The sequence below is a fragment of the Streptomyces mashuensis genome, assembly GCF_014654785.1.
In the GTDB taxonomy this organism is placed as follows: domain Bacteria; phylum Actinomycetota; class Actinomycetes; order Streptomycetales; family Streptomycetaceae; genus Streptomyces; species Streptomyces mashuensis.
The window spans coordinates 389,154-413,356 of record NZ_BNBD01000006.1; the positions used below are offsets into that span (position 1 = coordinate 389,154).

Annotated in this window: 24 protein-coding genes and 1 riboswitch; of the genes, 10 read left to right on the forward strand and 14 right to left on the reverse strand. The window is 71.0% G+C overall.

The annotated features are described in order from the left end of the window. Positions 1-150: 150 nt before the first annotated feature. Positions 151-1,119 carry a diacylglycerol/lipid kinase family protein gene (locus IE305_RS18195; protein WP_190130660.1) on the reverse strand — a complete coding sequence of 323 codons (969 nt, stop codon included), beginning with the start codon at positions 1,117-1,119 and terminating at the stop codon, positions 151-153. A gap of 128 nt (positions 1,120-1,247) precedes the next feature. On the opposite strand from IE305_RS18195, the gene IE305_RS18200 reads away from it, so the two are divergent. Next, positions 1,248-1,700, forward strand: a complete 453-nt coding sequence (locus IE305_RS18200; protein ID WP_190130661.1) for a hypothetical protein — start codon at positions 1,248-1,250, stop codon at positions 1,698-1,700. A 36-nt stretch (positions 1,701-1,736) separates the two neighbouring features. Here the strand turns inward: IE305_RS18200 and IE305_RS18205 are convergent, their stop codons facing one another. The 7 genes from IE305_RS18205 to IE305_RS18235 form a co-directional block, all read right to left on the reverse strand. Beyond that, positions 1,737-2,609 carry an RNA polymerase sigma factor SigF gene (locus IE305_RS18205; RefSeq protein ID WP_229891126.1) on the reverse strand — a complete coding sequence of 291 codons (873 nt, stop codon included), beginning with the start codon at positions 2,607-2,609 and terminating at the stop codon, positions 1,737-1,739. Positions 2,610-2,625: 16 nt separating this feature from the next. After that, a complete protein-coding gene (locus IE305_RS18210; protein WP_190130662.1) occupies positions 2,626-3,042 on the reverse strand; it encodes an ATP-binding protein in 417 nt (138 codons plus the stop codon). A 383-nt stretch (positions 3,043-3,425) separates the two neighbouring features. Continuing rightward, positions 3,426-3,983: a hypothetical protein gene (locus IE305_RS18215; protein WP_190130663.1), complete on the reverse strand. Its 558-nt coding sequence runs from the start codon at positions 3,981-3,983 to the stop codon at positions 3,426-3,428. Positions 3,984-4,095: 112 nt separating this feature from the next. Next, complete coding sequence (locus IE305_RS18220; protein ID WP_190130664.1) at positions 4,096-5,616, reverse strand: glycoside hydrolase family 3 protein; 1,521 nt, start codon at positions 5,614-5,616, stop codon at positions 4,096-4,098. 10 nt (positions 5,617-5,626) lie between these two features. Continuing rightward, on the reverse strand, positions 5,627-6,457 hold the full coding sequence (locus IE305_RS18225) for a carbohydrate ABC transporter permease (RefSeq protein ID WP_190130665.1): 831 nt from the start codon (positions 6,455-6,457) through the stop codon (positions 5,627-5,629). After that, a complete protein-coding gene (locus IE305_RS18230; RefSeq protein WP_190130666.1) occupies positions 6,454-7,434 on the reverse strand; it encodes a carbohydrate ABC transporter permease in 981 nt (326 codons plus the stop codon). The genes IE305_RS18225 and IE305_RS18230 overlap by 4 nt, the downstream gene beginning before the upstream one ends. Before the next feature lie 116 nt (positions 7,435-7,550). Continuing rightward, positions 7,551-8,822 (reverse strand): extracellular solute-binding protein, encoded by a 1,272-nt coding sequence (locus IE305_RS18235; protein WP_190130667.1) that lies wholly within the window; start codon positions 8,820-8,822, stop codon positions 7,551-7,553. A 239-nt stretch (positions 8,823-9,061) separates the two neighbouring features. On the opposite strand from IE305_RS18235, the gene IE305_RS18240 reads away from it, so the two are divergent. The 5 genes from IE305_RS18240 to IE305_RS18260 all read left to right on the forward strand — a co-directional run bounded on the left by IE305_RS18240 (position 9,062) and on the right by IE305_RS18260 (position 12,304). After that, a complete protein-coding gene (locus IE305_RS18240) occupies positions 9,062-9,868 on the forward strand; it encodes a GntR family transcriptional regulator (RefSeq protein ID WP_190130668.1) in 807 nt (268 codons plus the stop codon). A 183-nt stretch (positions 9,869-10,051) separates the two neighbouring features. Then, complete coding sequence (locus tag IE305_RS18245; RefSeq protein WP_190130721.1) at positions 10,052-10,216, forward strand: hypothetical protein; 165 nt, start codon at positions 10,052-10,054, stop codon at positions 10,214-10,216. 4 nt (positions 10,217-10,220) lie between these two features. Next, positions 10,221-10,745 (forward strand): hypothetical protein, encoded by a 525-nt coding sequence (locus IE305_RS18250; RefSeq protein WP_190130669.1) that lies wholly within the window; start codon positions 10,221-10,223, stop codon positions 10,743-10,745. 281 nt (positions 10,746-11,026) lie between these two features. After that, positions 11,027-11,824 (forward strand): hypothetical protein, encoded by a 798-nt coding sequence (locus IE305_RS18255; protein ID WP_190130670.1) that lies wholly within the window; start codon positions 11,027-11,029, stop codon positions 11,822-11,824. A gap of 24 nt (positions 11,825-11,848) precedes the next feature. After that, entirely contained in the window at positions 11,849-12,304 is a 456-nt protein-coding gene (locus IE305_RS18260; RefSeq protein ID WP_190130671.1) for a hypothetical protein, read from the forward strand. Here the strand turns inward: IE305_RS18260 and IE305_RS18265 are convergent. From IE305_RS18265 to IE305_RS18290, 6 genes are all read right to left on the reverse strand, one after another. Continuing rightward, positions 12,244-13,479 carry an MFS transporter gene (locus IE305_RS18265; protein ID WP_229891128.1) on the reverse strand — a complete coding sequence of 412 codons (1,236 nt, stop codon included), beginning with the start codon at positions 13,477-13,479 and terminating at the stop codon, positions 12,244-12,246. The two genes, IE305_RS18260 and IE305_RS18265, sit on opposite strands and share 61 nt — an antisense overlap. A 31-nt stretch (positions 13,480-13,510) precedes the next feature. Further along, positions 13,511-14,029, reverse strand: coding sequence for a glycine-rich domain-containing protein (locus IE305_RS18270; RefSeq protein ID WP_190130672.1), 519 nt, complete (start codon positions 14,027-14,029; stop codon positions 13,511-13,513). 13 nt (positions 14,030-14,042) lie between these two features. Beyond that, a complete protein-coding gene (locus tag IE305_RS18275; RefSeq protein WP_190130673.1) occupies positions 14,043-15,293 on the reverse strand; it encodes a hypothetical protein in 1,251 nt (416 codons plus the stop codon). 101 nt (positions 15,294-15,394) lie between these two features. After that, on the reverse strand, positions 15,395-15,547 hold the full coding sequence (locus IE305_RS18280) for a hypothetical protein (protein WP_190130674.1): 153 nt from the start codon (positions 15,545-15,547) through the stop codon (positions 15,395-15,397). 80 nt (positions 15,548-15,627) lie between these two features. After that, positions 15,628-17,205, reverse strand: a complete 1,578-nt coding sequence (locus IE305_RS18285) for a SulP family inorganic anion transporter (protein WP_190130675.1) — start codon at positions 17,203-17,205, stop codon at positions 15,628-15,630. A gap of 35 nt (positions 17,206-17,240) precedes the next feature. Further along, on the reverse strand, positions 17,241-17,861 hold the full coding sequence (locus IE305_RS18290) for a carbonic anhydrase (protein ID WP_190130676.1): 621 nt from the start codon (positions 17,859-17,861) through the stop codon (positions 17,241-17,243). 438 nt (positions 17,862-18,299) lie between these two features. Between IE305_RS18290 and IE305_RS33075 the strand changes: the two genes are divergently transcribed. From IE305_RS33075 to IE305_RS18310, 4 genes are all read left to right on the forward strand, one after another. Then, positions 18,300-18,602, forward strand: coding sequence for a DUF3311 domain-containing protein (locus IE305_RS33075; RefSeq protein ID WP_190130677.1), 303 nt, complete (start codon positions 18,300-18,302; stop codon positions 18,600-18,602). Further along, positions 18,599-20,230, forward strand: a complete 1,632-nt coding sequence (gene mctP, locus IE305_RS18300) for a monocarboxylate uptake permease MctP (protein ID WP_190130678.1) — start codon at positions 18,599-18,601, stop codon at positions 20,228-20,230. Before IE305_RS33075 ends, mctP begins: the two co-directional genes overlap by 4 nt. A 173-nt stretch (positions 20,231-20,403) precedes the next feature. After that, a riboswitch (cobalamin riboswitch) is annotated at positions 20,404-20,537 on the forward strand. A gap of 158 nt (positions 20,538-20,695) precedes the next feature. Next, positions 20,696-23,101 carry a ribonucleoside-diphosphate reductase subunit alpha gene (locus tag IE305_RS18305; RefSeq protein WP_190130679.1) on the forward strand — a complete coding sequence of 802 codons (2,406 nt, stop codon included), beginning with the start codon at positions 20,696-20,698 and terminating at the stop codon, positions 23,099-23,101. Continuing rightward, positions 23,101-24,114 (forward strand): ribonucleotide-diphosphate reductase subunit beta, encoded by a 1,014-nt coding sequence (locus IE305_RS18310; protein ID WP_190130680.1) that lies wholly within the window; start codon positions 23,101-23,103, stop codon positions 24,112-24,114. The genes IE305_RS18305 and IE305_RS18310 overlap by 1 nt, the downstream gene beginning before the upstream one ends. The last annotated feature ends 89 nt before the right edge of the window (positions 24,115-24,203 follow it).

Genomic DNA, 24,203 nt, shown 5'->3' on the forward strand with positions numbered 1-24,203 from the left:
CCATGAAGAGACTCGCAAACCTCGGCGACGGATACAACCCCTTCCGGAAAGTTTTTTTTGATTCCTCGGTGTCGGCTAGGTCACAGCCGTCATTCCAGGGGGTGGAACCCAGCCTAAACGTTCGACTGGAAGGACTTTAGGCCCTCGCACTCACACAATCACACGCAGTGCACGGCGTACGCCTGTGAACGTCACGCTACTGCGCACGCCGAGGTGGTCGCCGTCCATCTGGAAGGGCAGCGGCACCTGCGAATGCAAGGTGAAGGAGGTCTGGTCGTGCAGTGACACAGCGTGTCTGCCCTTTGGCCCACGCTCCGGCGTGGACGTCAGCAGCTGGGTCGCGTAGCGGGTCGCCGTCAGCGTCGACAGCTTGGTGAATCCCAGCACGTCAAGGGCGGTGTCGAAGGACGCGCGGGGGGCGGCGTAGACCGGCCGGTTGCCCAGGTAGGTCCACGGCGCGGTGTTGCAGATTATCGACATGACGAGATTCTCGAGTGGCGGCTCGCCGGGCCGTTCGACCGTGATCGTCCCGTGCCGGCGGTGCGTCTCGCCGAAGAACTGGCGCATCACCTGTCGCACGTACAGGGAGTGCGTCGAACGCTTGCCGCGCTCCCGCTGCTGCTCCACCCGGCCCACGACGCCCGCGTCGAAGCCGAAGCCCGCGCAGAAGGTGAACCAGCGCTCGGGCACCCCCTCGTCCGGCGTCCCCGGCGTGCCGGAGGCCAGGCCCAGGCCGACCGTGCGCTCCGAGCCGTCGCGCACCGCGTCCAGCAGGGCGCCGGTGGCCTCGACCACGTCGTTGGGCAGGCCCAGGGCGCGCGCGAAGACGTTGGTGGAACCGCCCGGCACGACCGCCAGGCGCGGCAGGCCCTCCGGGTCCGGCCCGCCGTGCAGCAGGCCGTTCACCACCTCGTTGACCGTGCCGTCGCCGCCGAGGGCGACCACCAGCTCGATGTTCCCGCTCTCCGCGGCCCGGCGGGCGAGGTCGCGCGCATGGCCCCGGTACTCCGTCGTCGCGACGTCGAGCTTCAGGTCGCTGGCCAGGGCGTGCGCCAGGACGTCGCGGGTACGGGCACTGGTGGTGGTGGCCGAAGGGTTGACCACGAGAAGCGCACGCATGCGCGCCAGCCTACCTACCTGTCGGTACACGAGGCGTCCCAGGGCTCCCGTACGGCACCCGCCGCCGTACGGGTCCGGCCACCGGGCGGCGGCCCCGCCCGGCGCCTGGCTACGGATACCCTGCTGGGGTGAGCAGCAAGCATCCGACGCCGCAGAACCCCCGTACGGCCGCCGCCCCGGGCCCGGCCCGACCGCGCCCGGCCGGGCTGACCGCGGCCGCGGTGCTGACCGGACTGGAGGGCCTCGTCCTGGCCGCCGCCGGCGTCCTCCTGCTGGTCATGGGGCTGCTCGGTACGCCCGACAGCCCGCGGCAGGCCGAGACGGGCGGGCTGACCGTGCTCGTGCTGGCCCTGCTGCCGCTGCTGGCCGCGCGCGGCCTGTGGCTGCTGCGCCGCTGGAGCCGCGGGCCCGCGGTGATCACGCAGATCATGGCGCTGCCGGTGGCCTGGACGCTGTTCAACGGCGGCGGGCTGATGGTGGCCGGGGCCGTGGCGCTCGCGCTGGCCGCCGTGGCCACCCTCGTCCTGCTGGTGAACCCCACGGCGACCGGCGCCCTGGGCGCCGGCCCGCGCGAGGGCTGAGACCCGGCGCCGTGAGGGGTGCCCTCCGGGGCGCCGTCACTCCTCGATCAGCAGCCGGTCCCGGAGCTGGGCGAGGGTCCGTGCGAGCAGCCGCGAGACGTGCATCTGGGAGATCCCGACCTCCTGGGCGATCTGCGACTGGGTCATGTTGCCGAAGAACCGCAGCAGCAGGATCTTCTTCTCGCGCGGCGGCAGGTCCTCCAGCAGCGGCTTGAGGGACTCCCGGTACTCCACGCCCTCCAGCGCCTCGTCCTCCGCGCCCAGGGTGTCGGCCACGGCCGGCGACTCGTCGTCCGTGTCGGGCACGTCCAGCGAGAGCGTGCTGTAGGCGTTGGCGGACTCCAGGCCCTCCAGCACCTCCTCCTCCGAGATCCCCAGCTGCTCGGCCAGCTCGTGCACGGTGGGGGCGCGGCCGTGCCGCTGGGACAGCTCGGCGGTGGCCGTGGTCAGCGACAGCCGCAGCTCCTGGAGCCGCCGCGGCACGCGGACCGCCCAGCCCTTGTCCCGGAAGTGCCGCTTGATCTCGCCGACCACCGTGGGCGTCGCGTACGTGGAGAACTCCACGCCGCGCTCGGGGTCGAACCGGTCGACCGACTTGATCAGGCCGATGGTGGCCACCTGGGTCAGGTCGTCCAGCGGTTCCCCGCGGTTGCGGAACCGGCGCGCGAGGTGCTCCACCAGGGGCAGGTGCATCCGCACGAGGTGGTTGCGCAGCTCGGCCTTCTCCGGCGAGCCGTCGGGCAGCCGCCGCAGCTCCACGAACAGGGCCCGGGCACCGCTGCGGTCCTGGGGATCGGGGTGCTGGTGCCGGCGCTCTTGCTGATCCATGTCGCGGCCCTCCGGGTGCGGCCGGGCAGGCTGCTGCGGGATGGCCGGGGTACGCACTCCCCGCGATGACGCAGTACTCACGGAGCCCCCTCTTTCGTCACGGCTGTCCGGGGCCGGCGCCGCGCTTCTTGTGCAGGCTGATGCTGACCGTACGGTCGTCCGCGACGGTGGAGTCGACCTCGCCGGCGAGGGCGGAGAGCACCGTCCAGGCGAAGGTGTCCCGCTCGGGGGCCCGGCCGTCCGTGGTGGGGGCCGAGACGGTCACCCGCAGGGCGTCGCCCACCAGGCGGAACACACAGCTGAGCACGGAGCCGGGGACGGCCTGTTGCAGCAGGATCGCGCACGCCTCGTCGACGGCGATGCGCAGGTCCTCGATCTCGTCCAGGGTGAAGTCCAGACGGGCCGCGAGACCGGCTGTCGCCGTCCGCAGCACCGACAGGTAGGCACCCGCAGCGGGCAGCCGGACTTCCACGAAGTCCTGGGTCGTCCCAGGCTCGGCAGCGATTGGGGACACCCTCACCTCCAAGGTGGCGCAAGCTTCTTGAGCTGTCCCGCACGCCGGGTGCCGCGGCCCGGGGGCCGACGGACGCGCCGGCGTACGGCACATGGTCCGGCTGAGACGCTATCGCGATCTGCGGTTCTGCGCCGCAGCCCCGCGACTGTCACTCATGGTAAGGCTATGAGTACAGACAGTGGGTAGGGGTCTGCGGTCTCAATTCGAAAGAGAAATCGGCCGGTTGGGCGCCCCACCCGGATTCTCGTCACTCTGCGCGAGGGCCGCAAGGCTCCTGTGCGCGTCACCCGACGGTCGGCGTTGACGCACAGTAGCGAGACCGTCACTTGCATGTCGGCCTGAAGGCTCGCACAGGAGACGCACGCCCCTCATTCTCTGAAGGGTCAGGAAACAGACTGTATCCGTCGCGCCCGCGAGTTGGAGCCCGGACGGGGAGATCCCGCCGTCCGCCGACGGTGGTAGTGGTACGTGGCCACGCCCAGCAAGGGCCCCCAAAGGATGAGGGGGGCGTACGTGACGTCGATGAGCAGCGTGCCCCACCACGTGGCGTCCATCTCCGCGTGGAAGGCCGTGTACACGAACAGCACGCCGTACACCGTCGTCGCCACCGTGCCGGCCGTGGCCAGGGTCGTCGCGAGGGCGACCGGGACGCGGCGGCCGCCGAGGAACGGCAGGCGGCGCGGCCACGTTTCCCCCCAGGGGCGGACGAGGCCCAGGGCGAGCAGTGCGAACAGCTCGGAGACCAGGCTCAGGAGGATGAGGAAGAGGGTGCCCCAGCCCGGGACGTGCATCGTGGCGTACTCGGACCGGGCCAGGCCCACGGGCACGCCCGCGGCGACGGCCACGCGCCACAGGGCGGAGGGGACGTTGCTCAGGGCGGCGCCCGTCGCGGCGAGGCGGGCCCAGCGGGGGACGTTCGGGAGTGCTGCGGATCTCGGCATGACAGCCATCGTCCGGGCCGGGGGCCGGGCGCCGCGTCGCCCCGCGGGCGGCTTTCCCGTCCGCCCGCAGGATGATCACGTACGGCCCCCGGCTCCCCCGTACGGCGGGTGGCTACCGCGCCACCAGCGCCTCCGCCGCCGCACGCCCGCAGACGCGGGCCGCGCCGTGCGTGGCCACGTGCACCGCGCCGCGCGGCGCGGCCTGGGGCAGGCCCATCTCGACGACCACCGTGTCCGGGCGGGCCGCCAGCAGGGCGTCGAGGGCCGAGGCCATCCAGCCGTGCCGGTGCTCGTCCCGCACCACCGCCACGATGCGCCGCTCCCCCGCGTCCGCCAGCACCTGCTCGGCGCGCGCGTCCTCCGGGCCGTACGTCAGGGTGGTCGTGCCCGGCACGAGGCGGGCCAGTTCCGCGCCCACGCCCCAGGGCGTCTCGTCGCCGACGGCGATGTTGGCGGCCGGCGTGAACGCCGCGACGTGCGCGGGCGCGGCCAGCGGCTCGTACGTCCCGGTCGTGGTGACCCGCAGCGCCCGGCGCGCGGCCTCCAGGCCGACGTCGGGGGTGGGCGTGCCGCCGTCGCGGCCGGTGGCCGTGGCGCGGGTCCACGCGCCGAGGGCCCGGACGCGGCGCGCGGCGTCCGCGAGCCGTTCCTCGGGCAGTGCGCCGGACCGGACCGCCGCCACCAGGGCGTCGCGCAGCCGCAGCACGGTGTCCTCGTCCGCCAGGCCGCCGCCCACGCAGATGGCGTCCGCGCCGGCCGCGACGGCCAGGACGCTGCCGCGCTCGATGCCGTACGTGCCGGCGATCGCCTGCATCTCCATGCCGTCGGTGACGATCAGGCCGTCGAAGCCGAGGCCGCCCTCGGCGACGGGTGCGCGCAGCAGCCCGTGCAGGGCGGCGGGGCTGAGCGTGGCCGGCAGGTCGGGGTCGAGCGCCGGCAGCAGGATGTGGGCGCTCATCACGGCCTTGGTGCCGGCGGCCACGGCCACCCGGAACGGCACGAGTTCGCGCTCGCGCAGCGTGGCCAGGTCCGCGGTGATGCGGGGCAGGGCGTGGTGGGAGTCGACGGCCGTGTCGCCGTGCCCGGGGAAGTGCTTGGTGCAGGCGGCGACCCCGGCGGCCTGGAGGCCCTCGATGTACGCGGCGGTGTGCCGGGCCACGAGTCGCGGGTCGGCGCCGAAGGACCGTACGCCGATGACGGGGTTGCCGGGGTCGGAGTTGACGTCGGCGGACGGCGCCCAGTTGAGGTTGACGCCGCACTCCGCGAGCCGGCGGCCCAGTTCGTGGGCGACGGCCCGGGTCAGGGCGGTGTCGTCGACGGTGCCGAGGGCGAGGTTGCCGGGGAAGGAGGAGCCGGTGCGCACTTCCAGGCGGGTGACGTCGCCGCCCTCCTCGTCGACGGCGACGAGCACGTCCTCGCGCTCGGCGCGCAGCTGCGCGGTGAGCGCGGCGAGCTGCTCGGGCGAGGCGATGTTGCGGCCGAACAGGCCGACCGAGGCGAGCCCTTCGCCGAGCCGGCGCCGCAGCCAGTCGGGCGCGGTGGTCCCGGTGAAGCCGGGCTGGAGGACGGTGAGGGCGTCGCGGGTGAGGGTGTCCCTGGTGCCCGGGGTGTCCCGGGGGGTGAGCGTGGTCATGTCGCTGCTGTCAGCCCTTCACTGCGCCGGAGGTCAGCCCCCCGACGGCCCTGCGCTGGAGGATGAGGAAGAGGATGAGGATGGGCACGGCGAACAGGGACGAGGCGGCCATGGTGGCGCCCCAGTCGTCGCCGAAGGTGGTCCGGAAGCTCGTGAGCCACAGGGGCAGCGTCTGGGCCCCCGGCTCCTTGTTCAGTACCAGCACCATGGGGAATTCGTTCCACACGGTGATGAAGCCGAAGAGCGAGGTCGCCATGAGGCCGGGCGCCAGCAGCGGGAAGATCACCCGGACGAACGCCTGGGCGCGGGTGCACCCGTCGACCATCGCCGACTCCTCCAGCTCCTTGGGCACCGCGGCGACGTACCCGCGGAGGGTGAGGACGGTGAAGGGCAGCACCATCACGGTGTAGATGGCGATGAGCGGGACGAGGCTGTTCAGCATCTCCGCGTCGCGCACGATCATGTAGTACGCGATGGTCATGACCTCCCAGGGCGCCATCTGGGCCATCATCATGACGAGCACGAAGCCGCGGCGGCCGCGGAACCGCATACGGGCGACGGCGAACGAGGCCAGCAGCGCGATGACGAGCGAGAGGCCCACGGCCACCAGGGTGACGAGGAAGGAGTTGCCGACGAGCGTCCAGAAGCCGTCGGCGGCGACCGCCTTGCGGAAGTGGTCCAGGGTGGGGCTGGTGGGGAACCAGACGGGGGTGTCGGCGACGATGTCCTTGTTGGCCTTGAAGGCCGTGGCGAACATCCAGTAGACGGGGAACGCGAAGGCGAGGGAGAGGGCGACCGCCGTCGCCCCCGGCCAGACGCGGCCGAGCAGCGAGCGCCTCACAGGTCGTCCTCCTCTTGCTTGAGCACCAGCCGCAGGTAGTACGCGGTCAGGGCCAGCAGGATCACGATGGTCAGGATGGAGATGGCCGCGCCCATGCCGAAGTGCTGGCTGCCGATGCCCTCGGCGAAGGCGTAGACGGGCAGGGTCTCGGTGAGCCGGTCGGGGCCGCCCTCGTTGATCGCGAAGACCTGGGTGAAGCACTTGAAGACCCAGATGACCTCCAGGAAGGTCGTCGCGAGGAAGAAGGGCTTGAGGAAGGGGAGGGTGACGGACGTGAACCGCTTCCAGGCGCCCGCCCCGTCCAGTGCCGCCGCCTCGTACAGCTCCTTGGGGATGGTGGTCGTGGCCGCGTAGAGGTTGACGGCGACGAACGGCACCGACTGCCACACGAGCAGCACGGTGATCACGAAGAACGTGGAGAGCTGGTCGCCGGTCCAGTTGTAGCCGGCCATGGAGTGGAAGCCGAGGGCGTCGAGGAGGTGGTTGACGACGCCGAAGCGCTGGTCGAACAGCCACTGGAAGACGGTGGTGGCGGCGACCACGGGCATGGCCCAGGCCAGCACCAGCGCGGTGGACAGCAGCAGCCGCATGCCCTTGCCGAGGCGGGCCAGCAGCAGGCCGGTCAGGCAGCCGACGACCATGATCAGGGCGACGTTGACGGCCGTGAACGCCATGGACCGGCCGGTGACGTGCCAGAACTCGCTGTTCGACAGCGTGTTCGTGTAGTTGTCGAGGCCCGTCCACTCGGTGACATGCCGGATCAGCTGCCGCTTGCCGAGGTTCTGGAACGACAGCAGGCCGTTCTTCAGCAGCGTCCAGCCGAGGAGGAGGACGGTGAGGGCGGCGGCGGGGAGGACGAGGAGGTAGGGCAGGGGCTGGGCCTTCCCCTCCCGCGGACGGCCGGGCGGTGCCGCGCCGCCCCTGCTGCTCGGGGACGCCGGCCGGGCGGCCGTCGTCTCTTCGGTCTGCGCTGACATCGTCGTCCGCCTACTTCCCTGCCTGCCCTGTCCAACGGTGGTACGTGCGCGCGTCCGCGCACGGGCCGGACTCCTGTCACTGTCCGGGCCCGTACGCGGACGACCGGGTCACTGCTCTACTGCTTCTGGGCCAGCCTCTTGTTCATCTCGCCCTCGACCTGCTTGGCGGCCTCCTCGGGCGACTTTCCGTTGAGGACGGCCGTCATGTACGCCTTGACCGGGTTCGGGGCGTTCTCGACGTTGGCCCATTCGGGGATGAGCGGCGTGGTGCCGCCGCCCTTGGCGGCGGGGGCCGCGGCCTCGGCGGCCGGCTGGCCCTTCAGCTGCGGCAGCAGGGAGGTCTTGTTCGGGAGCGAGCCGACCTCCTTGGCCAGCGCACCCTCGTGCCGGTCCGACAGCGCGATCTTGAGGAACTCCTTGGCGAGGTCCTTCTTCTTGCTGTTCTCGGCGATGGCGAGGTTGGAGCCACCGAGGAAGACACCCTCGGGCTTGTCGGCGGTCTCACCGGGGATGGTGAAGTAGCCGATCTCCTTCTCGATCTGCGGGTTCGCCTTGATCGCGGTCTGGGCCTCCCAGCCCATGCCGATGAAGGCGCCGGTCTTCCCCTTGGCGAAGACGTCCGCCTGCTGCGGCGTGGCCTCGTCCTTGTCCTTGGGGGCCTTGCTGAACGACTGGTACTTCTTGTAGAGCTCCATGGCCTGGCCGACCTTGGGGTCGGCGAGGTTGGAGACCCACTTCTTGCCGTCCTTCTTCACCAGGTCGGCGCCGGCGCCGATGGTCAGGCCGTCGAAGAAGTACCAGTTCTGGCCGGGCAGGTAGAGGGGCTCGGCGTCGCCCTTCTTCTGGATGGCCTCGAGGTCCTTGAAGAACTCGTCGCGGGTCTTCGGCACGTCGGTGATGCCGGCGTCGGCCCAGATCCGCTTGTTGTAGATGACCACCCGGCTGGCCGCGTACCAGGGGGCGGCGTACTGCTTGCCCTCGAAGACGGACGGCTTGTTGAGGGACTCCGTCCAGTCGCCGCCGATCTCCTTCTTCAGGTCGCCCAGCTCGGCCAGGCCGCCGGTCTCGGCGTAGGAGGGCGTCTGGGTGTTGCCGATCTCCAGGACGTCCGGGGGGTTCGACTCCGAGAGGGCGGTGGTCACCTTCTGCTGGATGCCGTCCCACTTCTGGATCTGGACATCGAGCTTGGCGCCGGTCTTCTGTTCGAACTCCTTCTTCACGGAGTCGGTCCAGCCCGACGGATTCGAGCCATCCATGAACCAGACGGTGAGGGACTTGGCCTTGCCGCCGTCCGCCCCGGACTCCCCGTCGCCACCGCTGGACCCACAGGCAGCAACACTCACCAGCATGGCCGCGACACCCGTCGCCGCTATGAGCCCTCGCTTCACAGCACTCTCCTCAAGGACCAATGGTCTTTAATGGTTTAGACCAGTGCCCGCAGCTTGGCCTAGACCTTTTGGGGTGTCAAGGGTGTATAAGAGTCGCTGTCGGCTCCGTTACCGGACCGACACCTCGGGGTCGACCTGGGCGTCTCCGGGCTCCTCGGGCTCAGCCCGTGCCACCATGTGACCGCGATGGACGGAGGTGCCGGGTGACGGCAGCAGGATCGGAGTCGGGAAGGCACGCCATGGCGGCCGACGAGGGCACGGCGGAGGGCGCGGGCGCCGCGAGCGGTGCCCGGACGGCCCGCGTTCCCAAGTATTACCGGCTCAAACGCCACTTGCTGGACATGACCGAAACCATGCCCCCCGGCACGCCGGTCCCGCCCGAGCGCACCCTCGCCGCGGAGTTCGACACCTCGCGCACCACGGTGCGGCAGGCCCTCCAGGAACTGGTCGTCGAGGGACGACTGGAACGTATCCAGGGAAAGGGGACGTTCGTCGCGAAACCGAAGGTTTCGCAGGCGCTGCAACTGACCTCCTACACGGAGGACATGCGCGCGCAGGGCCTGGAGCCCACGTCCCAGCTGCTGGACATCGGCTACGTCACGGCGGACGACCGCCTGGCCGGCCTGCTCGACATCACGGCCGGCGGCCGCGTCCTGCGCATCGAACGCCTCCGCCTGGCCAGCGGCGAACCCATGGCCATCGAGACCACCCACCTCTCCGCGAAGCGCTTCCCGGCACTGCGCCGCAGCCTGGCGAAGTACACCTCGCTGTACACGGCCCTGGCCGAGGTCTACGACGTCCGCCTGGCCGAGGCCGAGGAAACCATCGAGACGTCCCTGGCCACCCCACGCGAGGCGAGCCTCCTGGGCACGGACGTGGGCCTGCCGATGCTGATGCTGTCCCGCCACTCGCTGGACGCCCAGGGCACCCCGGTGGAATGGGTGCGCTCGGTGTACCGCGGCGACCGGTACAAGTTCGTGGCGCGCCTGAAGCGGCCGACGGAGGAACCACCGGGGGCGGAGGACCGGGCCGGCCAGGCAGGCTAGGAAGGGTCAGGAAGAGCGGGAGGAGCTTTCGGGCTCCTCCAGGGTGCGGTCCCGGTGCAACAGGTGTGGCGTGCGACTCATCCCGTCAGGCCAACCCCACCGCCACATGACGGTTTGATGAGCGTTCTGCAAACATGACCGCGGAATGGACGTCGTGTCAGTGGCGCACCTTAGCCTATGGCCATGGCACACGACACGACCCCGGAGCAGCTCAACGACGAGATCCGCACGTTCCTCGCCGCCCGTCGCGGCCGTACGCTGACGTCGGCCGAGCGCGGGGTCTACGAGCAGCTGCGGACCCGGTGGCTGGCGGCCGGCCGCCGTGCCCGCTACGGCACCGCCGCCTGACCGCATGAACCACCCGGTCGACCCCGTCGGCGCCGCCGCGACCGCGCTCGACAACCGCTCCTGGATCCCCGCGGACCACGAACTGACCCTGGCCCGCGAGTTCTTCGTCCGTCGCGACGCCCTCGACCAGCGCCTGCTGCCCGGCATGCCGCCCTGCCCCTCGCCGCAGGGCTGGACCACGCAGCACGTGCTGTGGCTGGGCGACGTGGCCGCCCTGGCCACCGACCTGCTGAACGCCTGGCGCCCCTGGCTCCCCGAGGGCCACGGCCACATGGCGTCCCTCCTCACCACCTACGCCACCATGGCCGCCTCCGCGGCCCCCCTCGCCACACGCCTGGTCCGCGACTGGGCGGACGCCTGGCAGGGGCAGGGCACGGTATCCCCGCAGGACACCTCCCGCTGGGAGGACTGGCACCTTCCCAAGGAACAGCGGGAGCAGCTCGACGCGTTGACGGACCGGCTGGTGATGGTCGGCGCGGTCATGGTGATGGCGGTCAACCGGGGAGAGACGTCGGGACCGCGGCGCTGACTCGGCCGATTGCAGGGCTTTTTCTTCCGCGTTGCATCATTCCGCGCGCCTGATCGGTCAATTGCGGTCGTGCGGCGCGTCGTTGCCTCACATCCCGCTAGCGTGCGCAACGTCAACGACCCCCGGGCAGGTTAGCGGCCTGCGTCGGGGGTCTTCATCCCCCGAGAGAAAGCCCCTCCCGGAGAATGCTCAAGCATGCTAGCGCCCCTGCGCGCTTCTTCACGCAGATTCCGAACGAAATCCTCCGCCACCCCCGCCTTTCCGCCGCCGCGGTACGGCTGTTGACGTGGCAGCTGTCGCTGCCCGACGGCGCCGACCAGCCGCTGTCCGAGACCGCCGCCCGCGCGGGCATCACGAAGACCGCGTTCACCCGCGCCAAGCGCGAACTGATCGCCGAAGGCTACGTGCACGAGTGGCGGCGACAGGGCCCCGGCGGGCGGTGGAGCACGAAGCAGCTCGTGTCCAATGTGCCGCTGTCCGGCGAGGAGGCGGCCGCCGCGCGCGACGGGCGGCACGCGGACGTGACTCCCGCCGCTCCGGCGGCCCCCTCACCGGCCGCCGGTGAGCCGGGCCCTCGGCCCGCCGCCCGTTCCCCTGAAAGAGACGAGGGGGACACCTCCCACCCTCCCCACCCGCTCGCCGAGGCCGGTGCCGCCGCCCTCGCCGCCGTCTCCCACCGCGAACGGCGGTTGCGACTGGCCGGTCGCGAGGTACGGCAGCTGGCAGCCCTCGCCGGGGAGTGGCTCGCGCGCGGCGTCACCGCGCAGGAGCTGTGCCTCACGCTGACCTCGGGGTTGCCCGCCCAGATCCACTCCCCCGCCGGGATCGTCCGCGACCGGCTGCTGCGAAAGATGCCCGCACCGCCCGGGCCGGTCGCCGAACCACCGGCCGGGCAGCCGTGCGGGAGGGGATGCGGCCGGACGTTCACGCCCGTCGCCGACGAGACCTGGTGCCGCGACTGCCGCGTTGCCGCGGCCGCCGCCAGCTCCCGGCGCGGCGCGCGGGCCGTACGGGCTGCTCTGCGGGGGCCCGGTGCTGGGCGGCCGGTCGGTCGTGCAATGATCGAACCGTCGATTTGAACGTGTTCAAAAAGGAGGCGCGCCATGCGCCGACGTCTGACGGTCCTCGCCTGCGCCCTGAGCCTGGGGGCGTCGCTGCTGGTGACGGGGTGCGACCTCGACGACCTGAACAGCTTGTGCGGCACGGACGGGCCGACGCCCGCTGGGCTCACCCAGGCGGACCTGGTGGGCACCTATGAGGGTCACCCCTGGGGGACGCTGACCGTGCGCGCGGACGGGACGTTCGAGGTGGATGACATGCCTGGGCGGGACATGCAGGACATCGCGGACCCACGAGTGGTGCACCTCGGAGCGCGGCGGGGAAGCTGGACACTGGACGGCCCGCTCACCATCGGAGACGGGCGGGACCGGAACAAGTCGATCCACCTGAACGGCGCAGGCGGCTTCGACATCAGCGGCACCCGGGAGCGGCCCGTCCTCTACAACTTCGTCGGCGACCCCGATATGTGCCGCCTCATCGTCCTCAACAAGCGCCCCTGACGCCCCACCACCGGCAGGATCGCCAGCGCCAGCAGGCCACCCCCCGCGGCCAGCGCCGGGTAGCTGCTGCCCGCGACGACCAGGCCCGAGGCCATGCCGCCCGTGCTGCCCGCGATCGCCATGCCGACGTCGACCGTGCCCTGGGTCGTCGCACGGGCCGCGAGCGGCACCGCTTCCGTGACGATGGCCGTGCCGCTGACCAGGCCGAGGTTCCAGCCCAGGCCCAGCAGGGCCAGGGCCGTGGCCAGGAGGGCGACGCTGTGCGCCGGGGCCAACGCGGCGAGTGCGCCCGCCGACAGCAGTACCAAGCCCGAGGCCACCGCGACGCGTACCGGGCCGAGGCGGTCGACCAGCAGGCCCGTCAATGGGGACGGCAGGAACATCGCCGCCACGTGGACGGAGATGACCAGGCCCGCCGTCTGCGCACTGTGGCCGTGGCCCGTCATGTGGACGGGCGTCATCGTCATGATGGCCACCATCACCAGCTGGCCGGTGATCATCACTGCGGCGCCGGTGACCACGCCTGGCCCACGCTCCACCGGCACAACCACCGTCTCATCCGGCACCTGCTCCCGCTCCCGCGCCAGCAGCAGCGGGTCCGGCCGCAGGAACACCGCGAGCACCACGCACGCCGAGGCGTACGCGGCGACCGCCAGCAGGAACGGCCCCGCCAGCCGCGGGATGCCCCACGCGTGCGCCACGTCGCCCGTCGCCCCGACGAGGTTGGGCCCGGCGACCGCCCCGAACGTGGTGGCCAGCAGCACCGTGCTCACCGCACGGCCCCGCCGCTCCGGCGGGGCGAGGTCGGCCCCGGCGTACCGGGCGAGGAGGCTGGTCGCCGACCCCGCGCCGTAGAGGAACAGCGACACGAAGAGCAGCAGCGCGCTGCCCGCCGCGGCGGCCACGACCACGCCGAGGCTGCCGGTGGCGGCGGTGGCGTGGCCGAGGGCGAGGCCGGGGCGGCGGCCGCTGCGCTGACTCAGCCGGCCGATGGCCAGCGCCCCGAGCGCCGCGCCCGCCGTGAAGAGGGCGCTGGGCAGGCCGGCGAGGCCCGTCGAGCCGAGCATGTCCTCCGCGAGCAGCGCGCCGACCGTGATGCCGGCCGCCATGCCCGCGCCGCCGAGCACCTGGGAGATCACCAGGACGGTCAGGACGCGTCGTTGTTCGGCACCCATGGCCGTCCCGCCCCTCCTCACCATCACGTTCTCACGCCGTCGCGAGCGGCCGCAGCGCCGAGATCTCCGCGAGCGGCATGCCCATCCGCTCGTGCAGGAACCGCACCACGGTCCAGTGCGGCAGCGCGCCTTCGTCGAAGGGGCCGAACGCCGCGCAGTAGAGGGGTATCCAGCGCAACGCCTCCTCGACGGCCCGTTCGCGGTCCTCGCCGCCGACGTGGTCCTCGTAGGCGACGCTGCGGTGGTGCACGAAGAAACGGCCGGGGAGGCGTTCCTCGCACAGCGCACGGTACTCACGGGTCTGGAGGATCAGGTAGTGCCAGATCTCGTCGATCTCCTGCTCGACGGGCAGGAAGAGCCCGGCGAGCTGCTCGCGGTGGCGGGAGACGAGGTAGAGGTAGCGCAGGCACTCCAGGACCTGGCGCTCGGCGAAGGGCCGTCCGGCGCCGGTCCGCCCGGCGGCGTAGCGCACCACTTCCTCGTGGAGGCGGTCGCCGAGCAGGGCGGTGAGGTCGTCGGCGGTGATGTATGGGTACTCGTGCGCGGTCATGAGGATGATCCCGTCATGCGTCGGTGGCCAGCCAGGCGTACTTGCCCGACTTCCCGATGGGGAGGTGCTCGCGGTGTGCGGCGGTGCAGCGGCGGCCGGTCAGGCCGGTGACGGCCTGCTCGAGGGCCGCGGTGGCCGCCGCGTCCAGCGGTTCGCCGTCGAAGGTCGTGTACGCCAGCTCGCACGCGGTCCCGCCCACTGTCCTGAGCTGGTGCAGGAACACGCGCGGCGACACGGCCGCGACGCGTTCGTCGAGGTCGGCCTGGGCGACGGGGCCGGCGGGCGTGGGCAGGAGTTCCTTCTCGCGGCCGCAGAAGGAGACGATCCGTTCGGGGTCGGGCGAGCCGTCGGCGGTGCGGACGCAGTCGCCGGAGCGGTAGCGGACCAGCGGCATGTACGGGTTGCGGACGCTGGTGACGATGAGGCTGTGGATGCCGCTGCCGGGTGCGACGGGGATCAGCTCGACGCTCATGTCCTCCAGCCACGGCCGGTACCGGCCGTTCCGGTCGCTGTAGTAGAGGTAGCCGAGTTCGGTGCTGCCGAAGAGGTCGACGATCGGGCAGTCGAAGTGCTCGCGGAGGTATCGGCGTACGTTCCGGGGCGCGTACTCGTAGGCGTGGATGATGCTCGCCGGGCGCGGGAAGGCGTCCCACAGGCCGAACTGCCGTGTTTTGCGCACGAGGTGGGCGAGGTGGGCGGCGGAGCAGTCGAGGTGGTAGCGGCCGTGGGGGTGGGCGGCGGCGGCCGTGCGCATCTCGGCCAGCATGCGTTCGGTCTCGTCCCGTTCCCACAGGGCGGGGTCGAGGCGCAGGTTGACGTAGAACGTGCGGTCGTCGAGCCGCCGGTCCTCCAGCGCCGGAACGGCGTCCGGCACGGCGTCCGGCTCGGCGCCCCGTTTCTTCGCGTTGACCCGGGCCACGTGCTCCGTCGCCAGCACCGTCGTCAGGGACACGCGGCGGCAGCCCTCGTGCCAGGTGGCGGATATGTCGGGGTGCTCGCTCCACAGCCGGTAGTAGGAGCGGAGCAGGAAGTACGGGGGCCGGATGATCTGCATCCGGGCGTGGTTGGTGCCGGTCGAGAGCACGTACTCGGCGTCGCCGGCCTCCAGCGCCCTCGCCAGGCGCGGTGTCATCCAGTTGCCGGGGAATCCCCGCGCGATCTCGGGTTTCTCGAGCACGGGGAAGTGTCCCCGCTCCACCGACGTGCGGTAGACCGGGATGTCCCGCACCCGGTCCACGATGTCGGGCGTCGGCTGTCCGTCCATTGCCACCCCTTCGGCCACGTGCGTCTGCGCGTACGACGACCGCGTGGGCCGCCGGGGCACTTCGCCTCGACGGCCCACGCGGTCACTGCGGTGGACCCGGGTCAGGAGATGCAGCCGGTCTTGCCCGCGACGCTGATGCAGCCGCTCTTGGGCGAGGCGCTGATACAGCCGTCCTTCGCGCCCTGCGCGGAGTTGGCGGCGACCCAGCCCTGCCAGACCTCGTCCTGAGCCATCTTCTTGATGAGCTGCTCCATGGCGAAACCTCCGGAGTCGTGAGGAATGTGCACCGACCGTAAAGGAGTCACCAAAGGAGTGTCAATGGATGGTCAAATACTCAACGGACCAGCCCGGCCGGGGACATGGCGTCCCCCTCCCGGTCGGCGTCTCCCGCAGCGCTCCCGTCGGCGCCCCCCGCGGCGCCTCCCCCGGCCGGCCCCCGCATCCTGACGGGCTCCGTGCCGGCGTCGTTGTGCCGGGCGGCCCAGTTCTCCAGGGCGGTGCGGCAGGCGTGGTCCAGGTGCCGCACGTCCGACAGGTCCAGCTCGATGGGCCGGTCCTTCGGCAGCGCCTCCAGCGCCTCCAGGATGCGCGGCAGCCGGAGGAAGGTGGCGTTGCCGGTCAGGGCCACCACCATGCGGCCACCGGTGAGTTCGCGGACGTCGACGTGGACGTGGGAGGTCTCCCAGGCCGACTTGACGACGGCCAGCACCAGGCCGAGCACCACACCCTCGAACATGCTGGTGGTGACGATGGCGAGGGCGGTGACGGCGAGGATGACCGCCTCACCGCGGTGCGTCCGCCAGAGCGGCACCATGTCCTTGGCGGGGATCAGCTTGCAGCCCGCGTGGACGAGCACGCCCGCGAGGGCCGCGAGCGGGATGAGCCCGATCGCCTTCGGCAGCGCCACGCAGAAGACCAGCAGCCAGACGCCGTGCAGGACACGGGACAAGGTCGTCCGCGCGCCCGCCTGCACGTTGGCGGAGCTGCGGACGATGACCGCGGTCATCGGCAGGGCGCCGAGCACCCCGCAGATCGTGTTGCCCACGCCCTGGGCGATCAGCTCCTTGTCGTAGTGCGTGCGCGGACCGTCGTGCATCCGGTCCACCGCCGCGGCGCTGAACAGGGATTCCGCCGACGCGATGAGCGCGAAGGCGAGGATCGTGCCGAGCACGCCGGCGCCGCCCAGCGCCGTCAGGTCGTTCAGTCCGGGCGGCTGGATCGCGTCGAACAGGCCCTGCACCTCGACGTGCGCGACGTCGAGGCCGAACCCGGCCGAGACGGCCGTGGCGAGCGCCACCGCAGCCAGCGGGGCGGGCACCAGCCGCGCCTTGGCGGGCAGCTTCTTCCACCCGACCAGGACGACGATGGTGCCCAGACCCACCGCGAAGGCGGTCAGGGCGGCGCCGCCGGTGGCGATGTCCGCCGCCAGGCCGGGCACGCCGAAGATCTTGTCGAGCCCGGAGCGCGGCTGCTTGACGCCGGCCATCGTGTACAGCTGTCCGAAGATCAGCACGAGGCCGATGCCGGCCAGCATGCCCTGCACGACCGACACGGAGATGGCCCGGAACCAGCGGCCGAACCGCACGATGCCCAGGACGACCTGGATCAGTCCGGTGGCGAGCACGATGGCACCGAGCATGCCGAGGCCGAACTCGCGGACGGCCTCGAAGACGAGCACGGTCAGGCCCGCGGCGGGCCCGCTGACCTGCATCGTGCTGCCCGGCATCAGGCCCACGACGATGCCGCCGACGATGCCGGTGATCAGGCCGAGTTCGGCGGGGACGCCCGACGCCACGGCCACGCCGACGCACAACGGCAGGGCCACGAGGAAGACGACGAGCGAGGCGAGCACGTCCTGGCGCAGGACGGCGGGGTTCTTGAAGGCGGAGAACGCTGAGAACACGGAGTTCATGGGTGAGGGTCCCTCGGTCTTCTTCGCAGGCCGGTTCACAGGGGTCCGAACGACAGGTGGCCCTCTTCGGGCCGGTGCACTCTGACCGCGCCCGTATGAACTTCGTAGTACCAGGCGTGCAGCCGCAGCGTGCCCGCCTCCGTCCGCTCCCGTACGCAGGGGTAGCCGCGCAGGGCGTCCAACTGGGCGACGGCATGGGCCTGTACGGCCTCGGCGACGTCGGGCGAGGCCTCCTCCACCGAGCGGACGGGGGAGCCCTCGGGCAGGGCGTGGTCCAGCCATTCGCGTAGCGCGGGGACCGCCGACAGGTCGTCGCCGCGGACCACCGCGCCCACGGCGCCGCAGTGGGAGTGCCCGCAGACGACGACGTCCCGGACGCCGAGCACGCGGACGGCGTACTCGACGGTGGCGGCCTCGCCGGTGGGCCGGTCGTCGAGGGGGTAGCGCGGCACCACATTGCCCGCCGTGCGCAGTTCGAACAGTTCCCCCGGTTCCGCACCGGTGATCAATGCGGGGATGACGCGCGAGTCGGAGCACGTGATGAAGAGGACCTCCGGCGACTGCCCTGCCTCCAGGGACCGGAAGCGCTCGGCGCGCCGGGGATCGGCCACGTGTGTGGCCGCGAAGGATCGAGCATTGTCGATCAGTGACTTCATGATGGCCTGCCTCCTGCGCCACCACGGCTGCTCGCCGGGGCGCGGTGTGGTCGGGTCGGATCAAGAGCTCGGGCGTGGCAGCGGCAGGCCGGGCACCAGGGGCCTCGGGGCGCACCACGCCGCCTACGGCACATTCCCTTGGGACGGCCGCGACCATCACTTTACCAGTGCATTACCGCGGAGCGGCAGATTAAAATATTGTCAAAACCTGTACAAGACTGAGCAGTTGATGTATGGCAGGTCCGGTGCAGATTCGATCCCTAACGGTCACCGTTACGGACGAACCGATTCCGCCGCACGGTGGTAGCGGACCGCACCGCACGTACTGCGCAGCGGAGTTGTCGTCCCGAAATCCGGAAGGAGGGGTGACGCCGGACACGTACTCCCCTAGATTTCCTGCGCATTACACATGTGATCGCACCAGGGACGGAGAGAGCGATGCCGGAACCCCATGGGCAACCAGCCGCACGACCGGTTGCCCCACCACCTGCCGACCGCGCACGCGCGACCGCGACCGCTTCCGCCACACCCTTGATCGTCGCCGGGATCTGCCTGGCCATCCCCTTCGCCGCGATGCTGTGGGTCGACTCCTACGCCCGCGTCTCGCCGGCCTTCATCGGTATTCCCTTTTTCTACTGGTACCAGATGCTGTGGGTGCTGCTTTCCACGCTGCTGACCGTCGTCGCCTACGTCCTCGTTCGCCGCCGCGAACGGCTCCGCAAGGGAGGTGAACAGCAGTGAAGGAAGGGGTCAACGGTGTAGCGCTGAGCGTCTTCCTCTTCTTCTTCCTCGCCGTCACCGTCATGGGCTTCTGGGCCTCCCGGTGGCGCCGGGCGGAGAACGCCCAGAATCTCGACGAGTGGGGCCTGGGCGGCCGCTCCTTCGGAACCTGGATCACCTGGTTCCTGCTCGGCGGCGACCTCTACACGGCCTATACCTTCGTGGCCGTTCCGGCGGCCGTCTACGCCGGCGGCGCGGCCGGCTTTTTCGCTGTACCGTACACAATTCTCTGTTACCCGCTCGTCTTCACGTTCCTGCCGCGACTCTGGTCGGTCTCGCACAAGCACGGCTACGTCACCTCCTCCGACTTCGTCCGCGGCCGCTTCGGCTCCCGCGGCCTCTCCCTCGCCCTCGCGGTCACCGGCATCCTCGCCACGATGCCGTACATCGCCCTGCAACTCGTCGGCATCCAGGCGGTCCTGGACGTGCTCGGCGTGGGCGGCGGCGACAGCGCCAACTGGTTCATGAAGGACCTGCCGCTGCTCATCGCCTTCGGCGTGCTCGCGGCCTACACCTACTCCTCCGGCCTGCGGGCGCCCGCGCTCATCGCCTTCGTCAAGGACGCCCTGATCTACATCGTGATCGCCGTGGCGATCATCTACATCCCGCTGAAGCTCGGCGGCTTCGGCGAGATCTTCCACAAGGCCGGCGAGGCGTTCGCGGTCACCAACAAGGACACCGGCAAGCCGCGCGGCGCACTCGTCACCGGGCCCGACGCCCAGTGGGCCTACGCCACGCTCGCGCTCGGCTCCGCGATGGCGCTCTTCCTCTACCCGCACTCCGTGACGGCGGTGCTCTCCAGCAAGAACCGCAACGTCATCCGCCGCAACACCACCATCCTCCCCCTCTACTCCCTCATGCTCGGGCTGCTGGCCATGCTCGGCTTCATGGCCGTGGCGGCGGGCGTGAAGGTGAAGAACGGGCAGCTGGCCATCCCGCAACTCTTCGAGGACATGTTCCCCGACTGGTTCACGGGCGTGGCGTTCGCCGCCATCGGCATCGGCGCGCTGGTCCCCGCGGCCATCATGTCGATCGCCGCCGCCAACCTCTTCACCCGCAACATCTACAAGGACTTCCTCAAACCGGACGCCACGCCCGAACACGAGGCGAAGGTGTCGAAGCTCGCGTCCCTGCTCGTCAAGGTCGGCGCGCTCGTCTTCGTCCTCACCCTGGACAAAACGGTCGCCATCAACTTCCAGCTGCTCGGCGGCATCTGGGTCCTCCAGACCGTCCCCGCGCTCGTCGGCGGGCTCTTCACCCGCTGGTTCCACCGCTGGGGCCTGCTGGCCGGCTGGGCCGCCGGCATGATCTACGGCACATGGCGGGCGTACGCCACGCCCAGCGCCACCCAGGACCACTTCGGCAACACCAACGTCATCCCGCTCATCGGCGAGAAGGGCTACATCGGCCTCACCGCCTTCGCCGTCAACGTGCTCGTCGCCGTCGTCGCCACCCTCGTCCTGCGGGCCGTGAAGGCCCCCGACGGCGTGGACCTCACCCGGCCCTCGGACTACACCGCCGACGCCGGCGAACCCGGCGTCGTCACCGAGCTCCCGCCGGCCACCGCGGGGGTCCCCGGCGGGCACTGAGACCGCCCAGGGCCCCTCGGGGTCACCCCCACCGCACCGGGCCGCCACACCCCCGCCCAGGGGGCGTGGCGGCCCGTTTCCGTACCCTCTCCGGGGCCGCCCTCTAGCACATTCCGCGACCGCATCATGACGCGGCGACACAACATGTGGGGGCGCCTCCGGGGCCCGCCACAAGATGTATGCTCATCCTCGCTGCCGCCGCAGGGGAATCCGGTGGAAATCCGGAACTGTCCCGCAACGGTGTATGTGGGCGCATATACCCAGCGCACCCTGAAGTCCGAGGACCTGCCGACAGCGCGCCCGTCACCGAGCCCACAAGCTCGGCTATGGGCGTTGAATTCGTCCGGGCCCCGCGGGTTGGGCCGACGGACGTACGCGGCATGCCCCGGCCCCCGTCGGCCTGCCCGTACGCGACCGTCGCGCGCACCCGCCCGGCCCACCCAGCCGAGCGAGGGAGAGCCACACGTGACCATCGCGCCCGCCGATCCGGTCTCAGCGAACTCCGAGAACACGGAGGCGCACGACGGTCCCGGGACCGCGCTGCTGCGCACCCTGACCGACCTCACCGCGGACCTGCCCGCCACCGACCCCGGCAAGGTCGCCGCGGCCGCGCTGCGCGGCCGGCACCCCGGCTCCGACGAGGCCGAGCTCCGCTCCCTGGCCACCGAGGCCGCCGCCGGCCTCATCGCCGAGGAGCCCGAGTACTCGAAGCTCGCCGCCCGGCTGCTCACCCTCGCCATCGCCGAGGAGGCCGCCCGCGAAGGCGCCACCTCCTTCTCCGCCTCCGTGGCCACCGGCCACCGCGAGGGCCTCATCGCCGACGAGACCGCCGCCTTCGTCGCCCTGCACGCCGAGCGCCTCGACGCCCTCGTCGACCAGGCCCTCGCCGACGGCGCCGACGACCGCTTCGGCTACTTCGGCCTGCGCACCCTCTACAGCCGCTACCTGCTGCGCCACCCCCTCACGCGCAACGTCGTCGAGACCCCGCAGCACTTCCTGCTCCGCGTGGCCTGCGGCCTGGCCGAGGACGACTCCGTGCGGGCCCTGGAGGACGTCGCCGGCCTCTACGGGCTGACCAGCACCCTGTCGTACCTCCCCTCCTCCCCCACGCTCTTCAACTCCGGCACCCGCCACCCGCAGATGTCGTCCTGCTACCTGCTGGACTCGCCGCTGGACGAGCTGGACTCCATCTACGACCGCTACCACCAGGTCGCCCGGCTCTCCAAGCACGCCGGTGGCATCGGTCTGTCCTACTCCCGCATCCGCTCCCGCGGCTCCCTCATCCGCGGCACCAACGGCCACTCCAACGGCATCGTGCCGTTCCTGCGCACCCTCGACGCCTCCGTCGCCGCCGTGAACCAGGGCGGCCGCCGCAAGGGCGCCGCCTGCGTCTACCTGGAGACCTGGCACGCGGACATCGAGGAGTTCCTGGAGCTCCGCGACAACACGGGCGAAGAGGCGCGCCGCACCCACAACCTCAACATCGCGCACTGGATCCCCGACGAGTTCATGCGCCGCGTCGAGGCCGACGCCGACTGGTCGCTGTTCTCCCCCGCCGACACCCCCGACCTGGTCGACCTGTACGGCGACGAGTTCGACGCCGCGTACCGCCGGTACGAGGCCGAGGGCAAGGCCGTCAAGCAGATCCCGGCCCGCGTGCTGTACGCCCGCATGATGCGCACCCTCGCGCAGACCGGCAACGGCTGGATGACGTTCAAGGACGCCGCCAACCGCACCGCCAACCAGACGGCCGAGAAGGGCAAGGTCGTCCACTCCTCCAACCTCTGCACCGAGATCCTCGAGGTCACCGACGACGGCGAGACCGCCGTGTGCAACCTCGGCTCGGTCAACCTCGCCGCGCACCTCGGTGCCGACGGGGACATGGACTGGGAGAAGCTGGACGCCACGGTCCGTACCGCCGTGACCTTCCTCGACCGCGTCGTGGACATCAACTTCTACCCGACCGAGCAGGCGGCCCGCTCCAACAGCCGCTGGCGCCCGGTCGGCCTGGGCCTGATGGGCCTGCAGGACGTCTTCTTCCGCCTGCGCCTGCCCTTCGACTCGGCCGAGGCCAAGGAGCTGTCCACCCGCATCTCCGAGCGGATCATGCTCGCGGCGTACGAGGCGTCCGCCGACCTCGCCGAGCGGCACGGCCCGCACCCGGCCTGGTCCGCGACCCGCACCGCCCGCGGCGTGCTGCACCCGGACCACTACCCCAACGCCGTCCCGTCCTGGGCCGACCGCTGGGAGGCGCTGCGCGCCCGCATCGCCACCACCGGCATGCGCAACTCGCTGCTGCTGGCCATCGCCCCGACGGCCACCATCGCCTCCATCGCCGGCGTGTACGAGTGCATCGAGCCGCAGGTGTCCAACCTGTTCAAGCGCGAGACGCTCTCCGGTGAGTTCCTCCAGGTCAACACCTACCTGGTGGAGGACCTGAAGAAGCTCGGCGTGTGGGACCGCGCCACCCGCGAGGCCATGACCGAGGCCAACGGTTCCATCCAGGACCTCAAGTGGATCCCGCAGGAGATCCGCGACCTGTACCGGACCGCGTGGGAGATCCCGCAGCGCTCGCTGATCGACATGGCCGCGGCCCGCACCCCGTACCTGGACCAGAGCCAGTCGCTGAACCTGTTCATGGCCTCCCCGACCATCGGCAAGCTCAGCTCGATGTACGCGTACGCCTGGAAGCAGGGCATCAAGACGACGTACTACCTGCGCTCGCGCCCGGCCACCCGCATCGCCCGCGCCGCGACCGGCTCCGGCGCCACGGGTGCCGCCACCACCATCCCCGTGCAGCAGGCCGCGCCCGACGCGGACGCCATCGCCTGTTCCCTCGAAAACCCCGAGTCCTGCGAGGCTTGCCAGTAATGAGCTCCACCGAGAAGAACCTGCTCGACCCGGGCTTCGAGCTCACGCTCCGCCCGATGCGGTACCCGGACTTCTACGACCGCTACCGCGACGCGATCAAGAACACCTGGACCGTGGAGGAGGTCGACCTCCACTCCGACGTCGCCGACCTCGCCAAGCTGTCCCCGGGCGAGCAGCACATGATCGGCCGCCTGGTGGCGTTCTTCGCGACCGGCGACTCGATCGTGGCGAACAACCTCGTGCTCACGCTGTACAAGCACATCAACTCGCCCGAGGCGCGCCTGTACCTGTCGCGGCAGCTGTTCGAGGAGGCCGTGCACGTCCAGTTCTACCTGACGCTGCTCGACACCTACCTGCCCGACCCGGAGGAGCGCGCCGCGGCCTTCGCGGCCGTGGAGAACATCCCCTCCATCCGCGACAAGGCGCAGTTCTGCTTCAAGTGGATCAACGAGGTCGAGAAGCTGGAGCGGCTGGAGACGAAGGCCGACCGCCGCCGCTTCCTGCTCAACCTGATCTGCTTCGCCGCCTGCATCGAGGGCCTGTTCTTCTACGGCGCCTTCGCCTACGTGTACTGGTTCCGCAGCCGCGGCCTCCTGCACGGCCTGGCGACCGGCACCAACTGGGTGTTCCGCGACGAGTCCATGCACATGGACTTCGCGTTCTCCGTCGTGGACACCGTCCGCGAGGAGGAACCGGACCTCTTCGACGACGAGATGCAGCAGCAGGTCACCGACATGCTCAAGGAGGCCGTCGAGGCCGAGCTGCAGTTCGCCCGCGACCTGTGCGGCGAGGGCCTCCCCGGCATGAACACCGACTCCATGCGCGAATACCTCCAGTGCGTCGCCGACCAGCGCCTCCAGCGCCTCGGCATCGCCCCGGTCTTCGGCTCGGAGAACCCGTTCTCCTTCATGGAACTCCAGAACGTCCAGGAGCTCACCAACTTCTTCGAGCGCCGCGCCTCCGCCTACCAGGTGGCGGTCGAGGGCTCGGTGTCGTTCGACGACGAGTTCTAGCAGCCATGTGAAAGGGCCCGTACGGACGACTTGGGTTCTAGGAGTCGTTGCAACACCCCAGTTCAGGGGATGCATTGGACTTCGAGATC

Excerpts from the sequence above, each read along its gene's own strand:
- IE305_RS18290 (WP_190130676.1), bottom strand. The coding sequence starts at position 17,861 with ATGAAGTCACTGATCGACAATGCTCGATCCTTCGCGGCCACACACGTG.
- IE305_RS18265 (WP_229891128.1), bottom strand. The coding sequence starts at position 13,479 with ATGGGTGCCGAACAACGACGCGTCCTGACCGTCCTGGTGATCTCCCAG.
- IE305_RS18275 (WP_190130673.1), bottom strand. The coding sequence starts at position 15,293 with ATGGACGGACAGCCGACGCCCGACATCGTGGACCGGGTGCGGGACATC.
- IE305_RS18195 (WP_190130660.1), bottom strand. The coding sequence starts at position 1,119 with ATGCGTGCGCTTCTCGTGGTCAACCCTTCGGCCACCACCACCAGTGCC.
- IE305_RS18270 (WP_190130672.1), bottom strand. The coding sequence starts at position 14,029 with ATGACCGCGCACGAGTACCCATACATCACCGCCGACGACCTCACCGCC.
- IE305_RS18215 (WP_190130663.1), bottom strand. The coding sequence starts at position 3,983 with ATGCCGAGATCCGCAGCACTCCCGAACGTCCCCCGCTGGGCCCGCCTC.
- IE305_RS33075 (WP_190130677.1), top strand. The coding sequence starts at position 18,300 with ATGCCGGAACCCCATGGGCAACCAGCCGCACGACCGGTTGCCCCACCA.
- IE305_RS18285 (WP_190130675.1), bottom strand. The coding sequence starts at position 17,205 with ATGAACTCCGTGTTCTCAGCGTTCTCCGCCTTCAAGAACCCCGCCGTC.
- IE305_RS18310 (WP_190130680.1), top strand. The coding sequence starts at position 23,101 with ATGAGCTCCACCGAGAAGAACCTGCTCGACCCGGGCTTCGAGCTCACG.
- IE305_RS18240 (WP_190130668.1), top strand. The coding sequence starts at position 9,062 with ATGGCGGCCGACGAGGGCACGGCGGAGGGCGCGGGCGCCGCGAGCGGT.
- IE305_RS18250 (WP_190130669.1), top strand. The coding sequence starts at position 10,221 with ATGAACCACCCGGTCGACCCCGTCGGCGCCGCCGCGACCGCGCTCGAC.
- IE305_RS18230 (WP_190130666.1), bottom strand. The coding sequence starts at position 7,434 with ATGTCAGCGCAGACCGAAGAGACGACGGCCGCCCGGCCGGCGTCCCCG.
- IE305_RS18260 (WP_190130671.1), top strand. The coding sequence starts at position 11,849 with ATGCGCCGACGTCTGACGGTCCTCGCCTGCGCCCTGAGCCTGGGGGCG.
- IE305_RS18245 (WP_190130721.1), top strand. The coding sequence starts at position 10,052 with ATGGCACACGACACGACCCCGGAGCAGCTCAACGACGAGATCCGCACG.
- IE305_RS18280 (WP_190130674.1), bottom strand. The coding sequence starts at position 15,547 with ATGGAGCAGCTCATCAAGAAGATGGCTCAGGACGAGGTCTGGCAGGGC.
- IE305_RS18220 (WP_190130664.1), bottom strand. The coding sequence starts at position 5,616 with ATGACCACGCTCACCCCCCGGGACACCCCGGGCACCAGGGACACCCTC.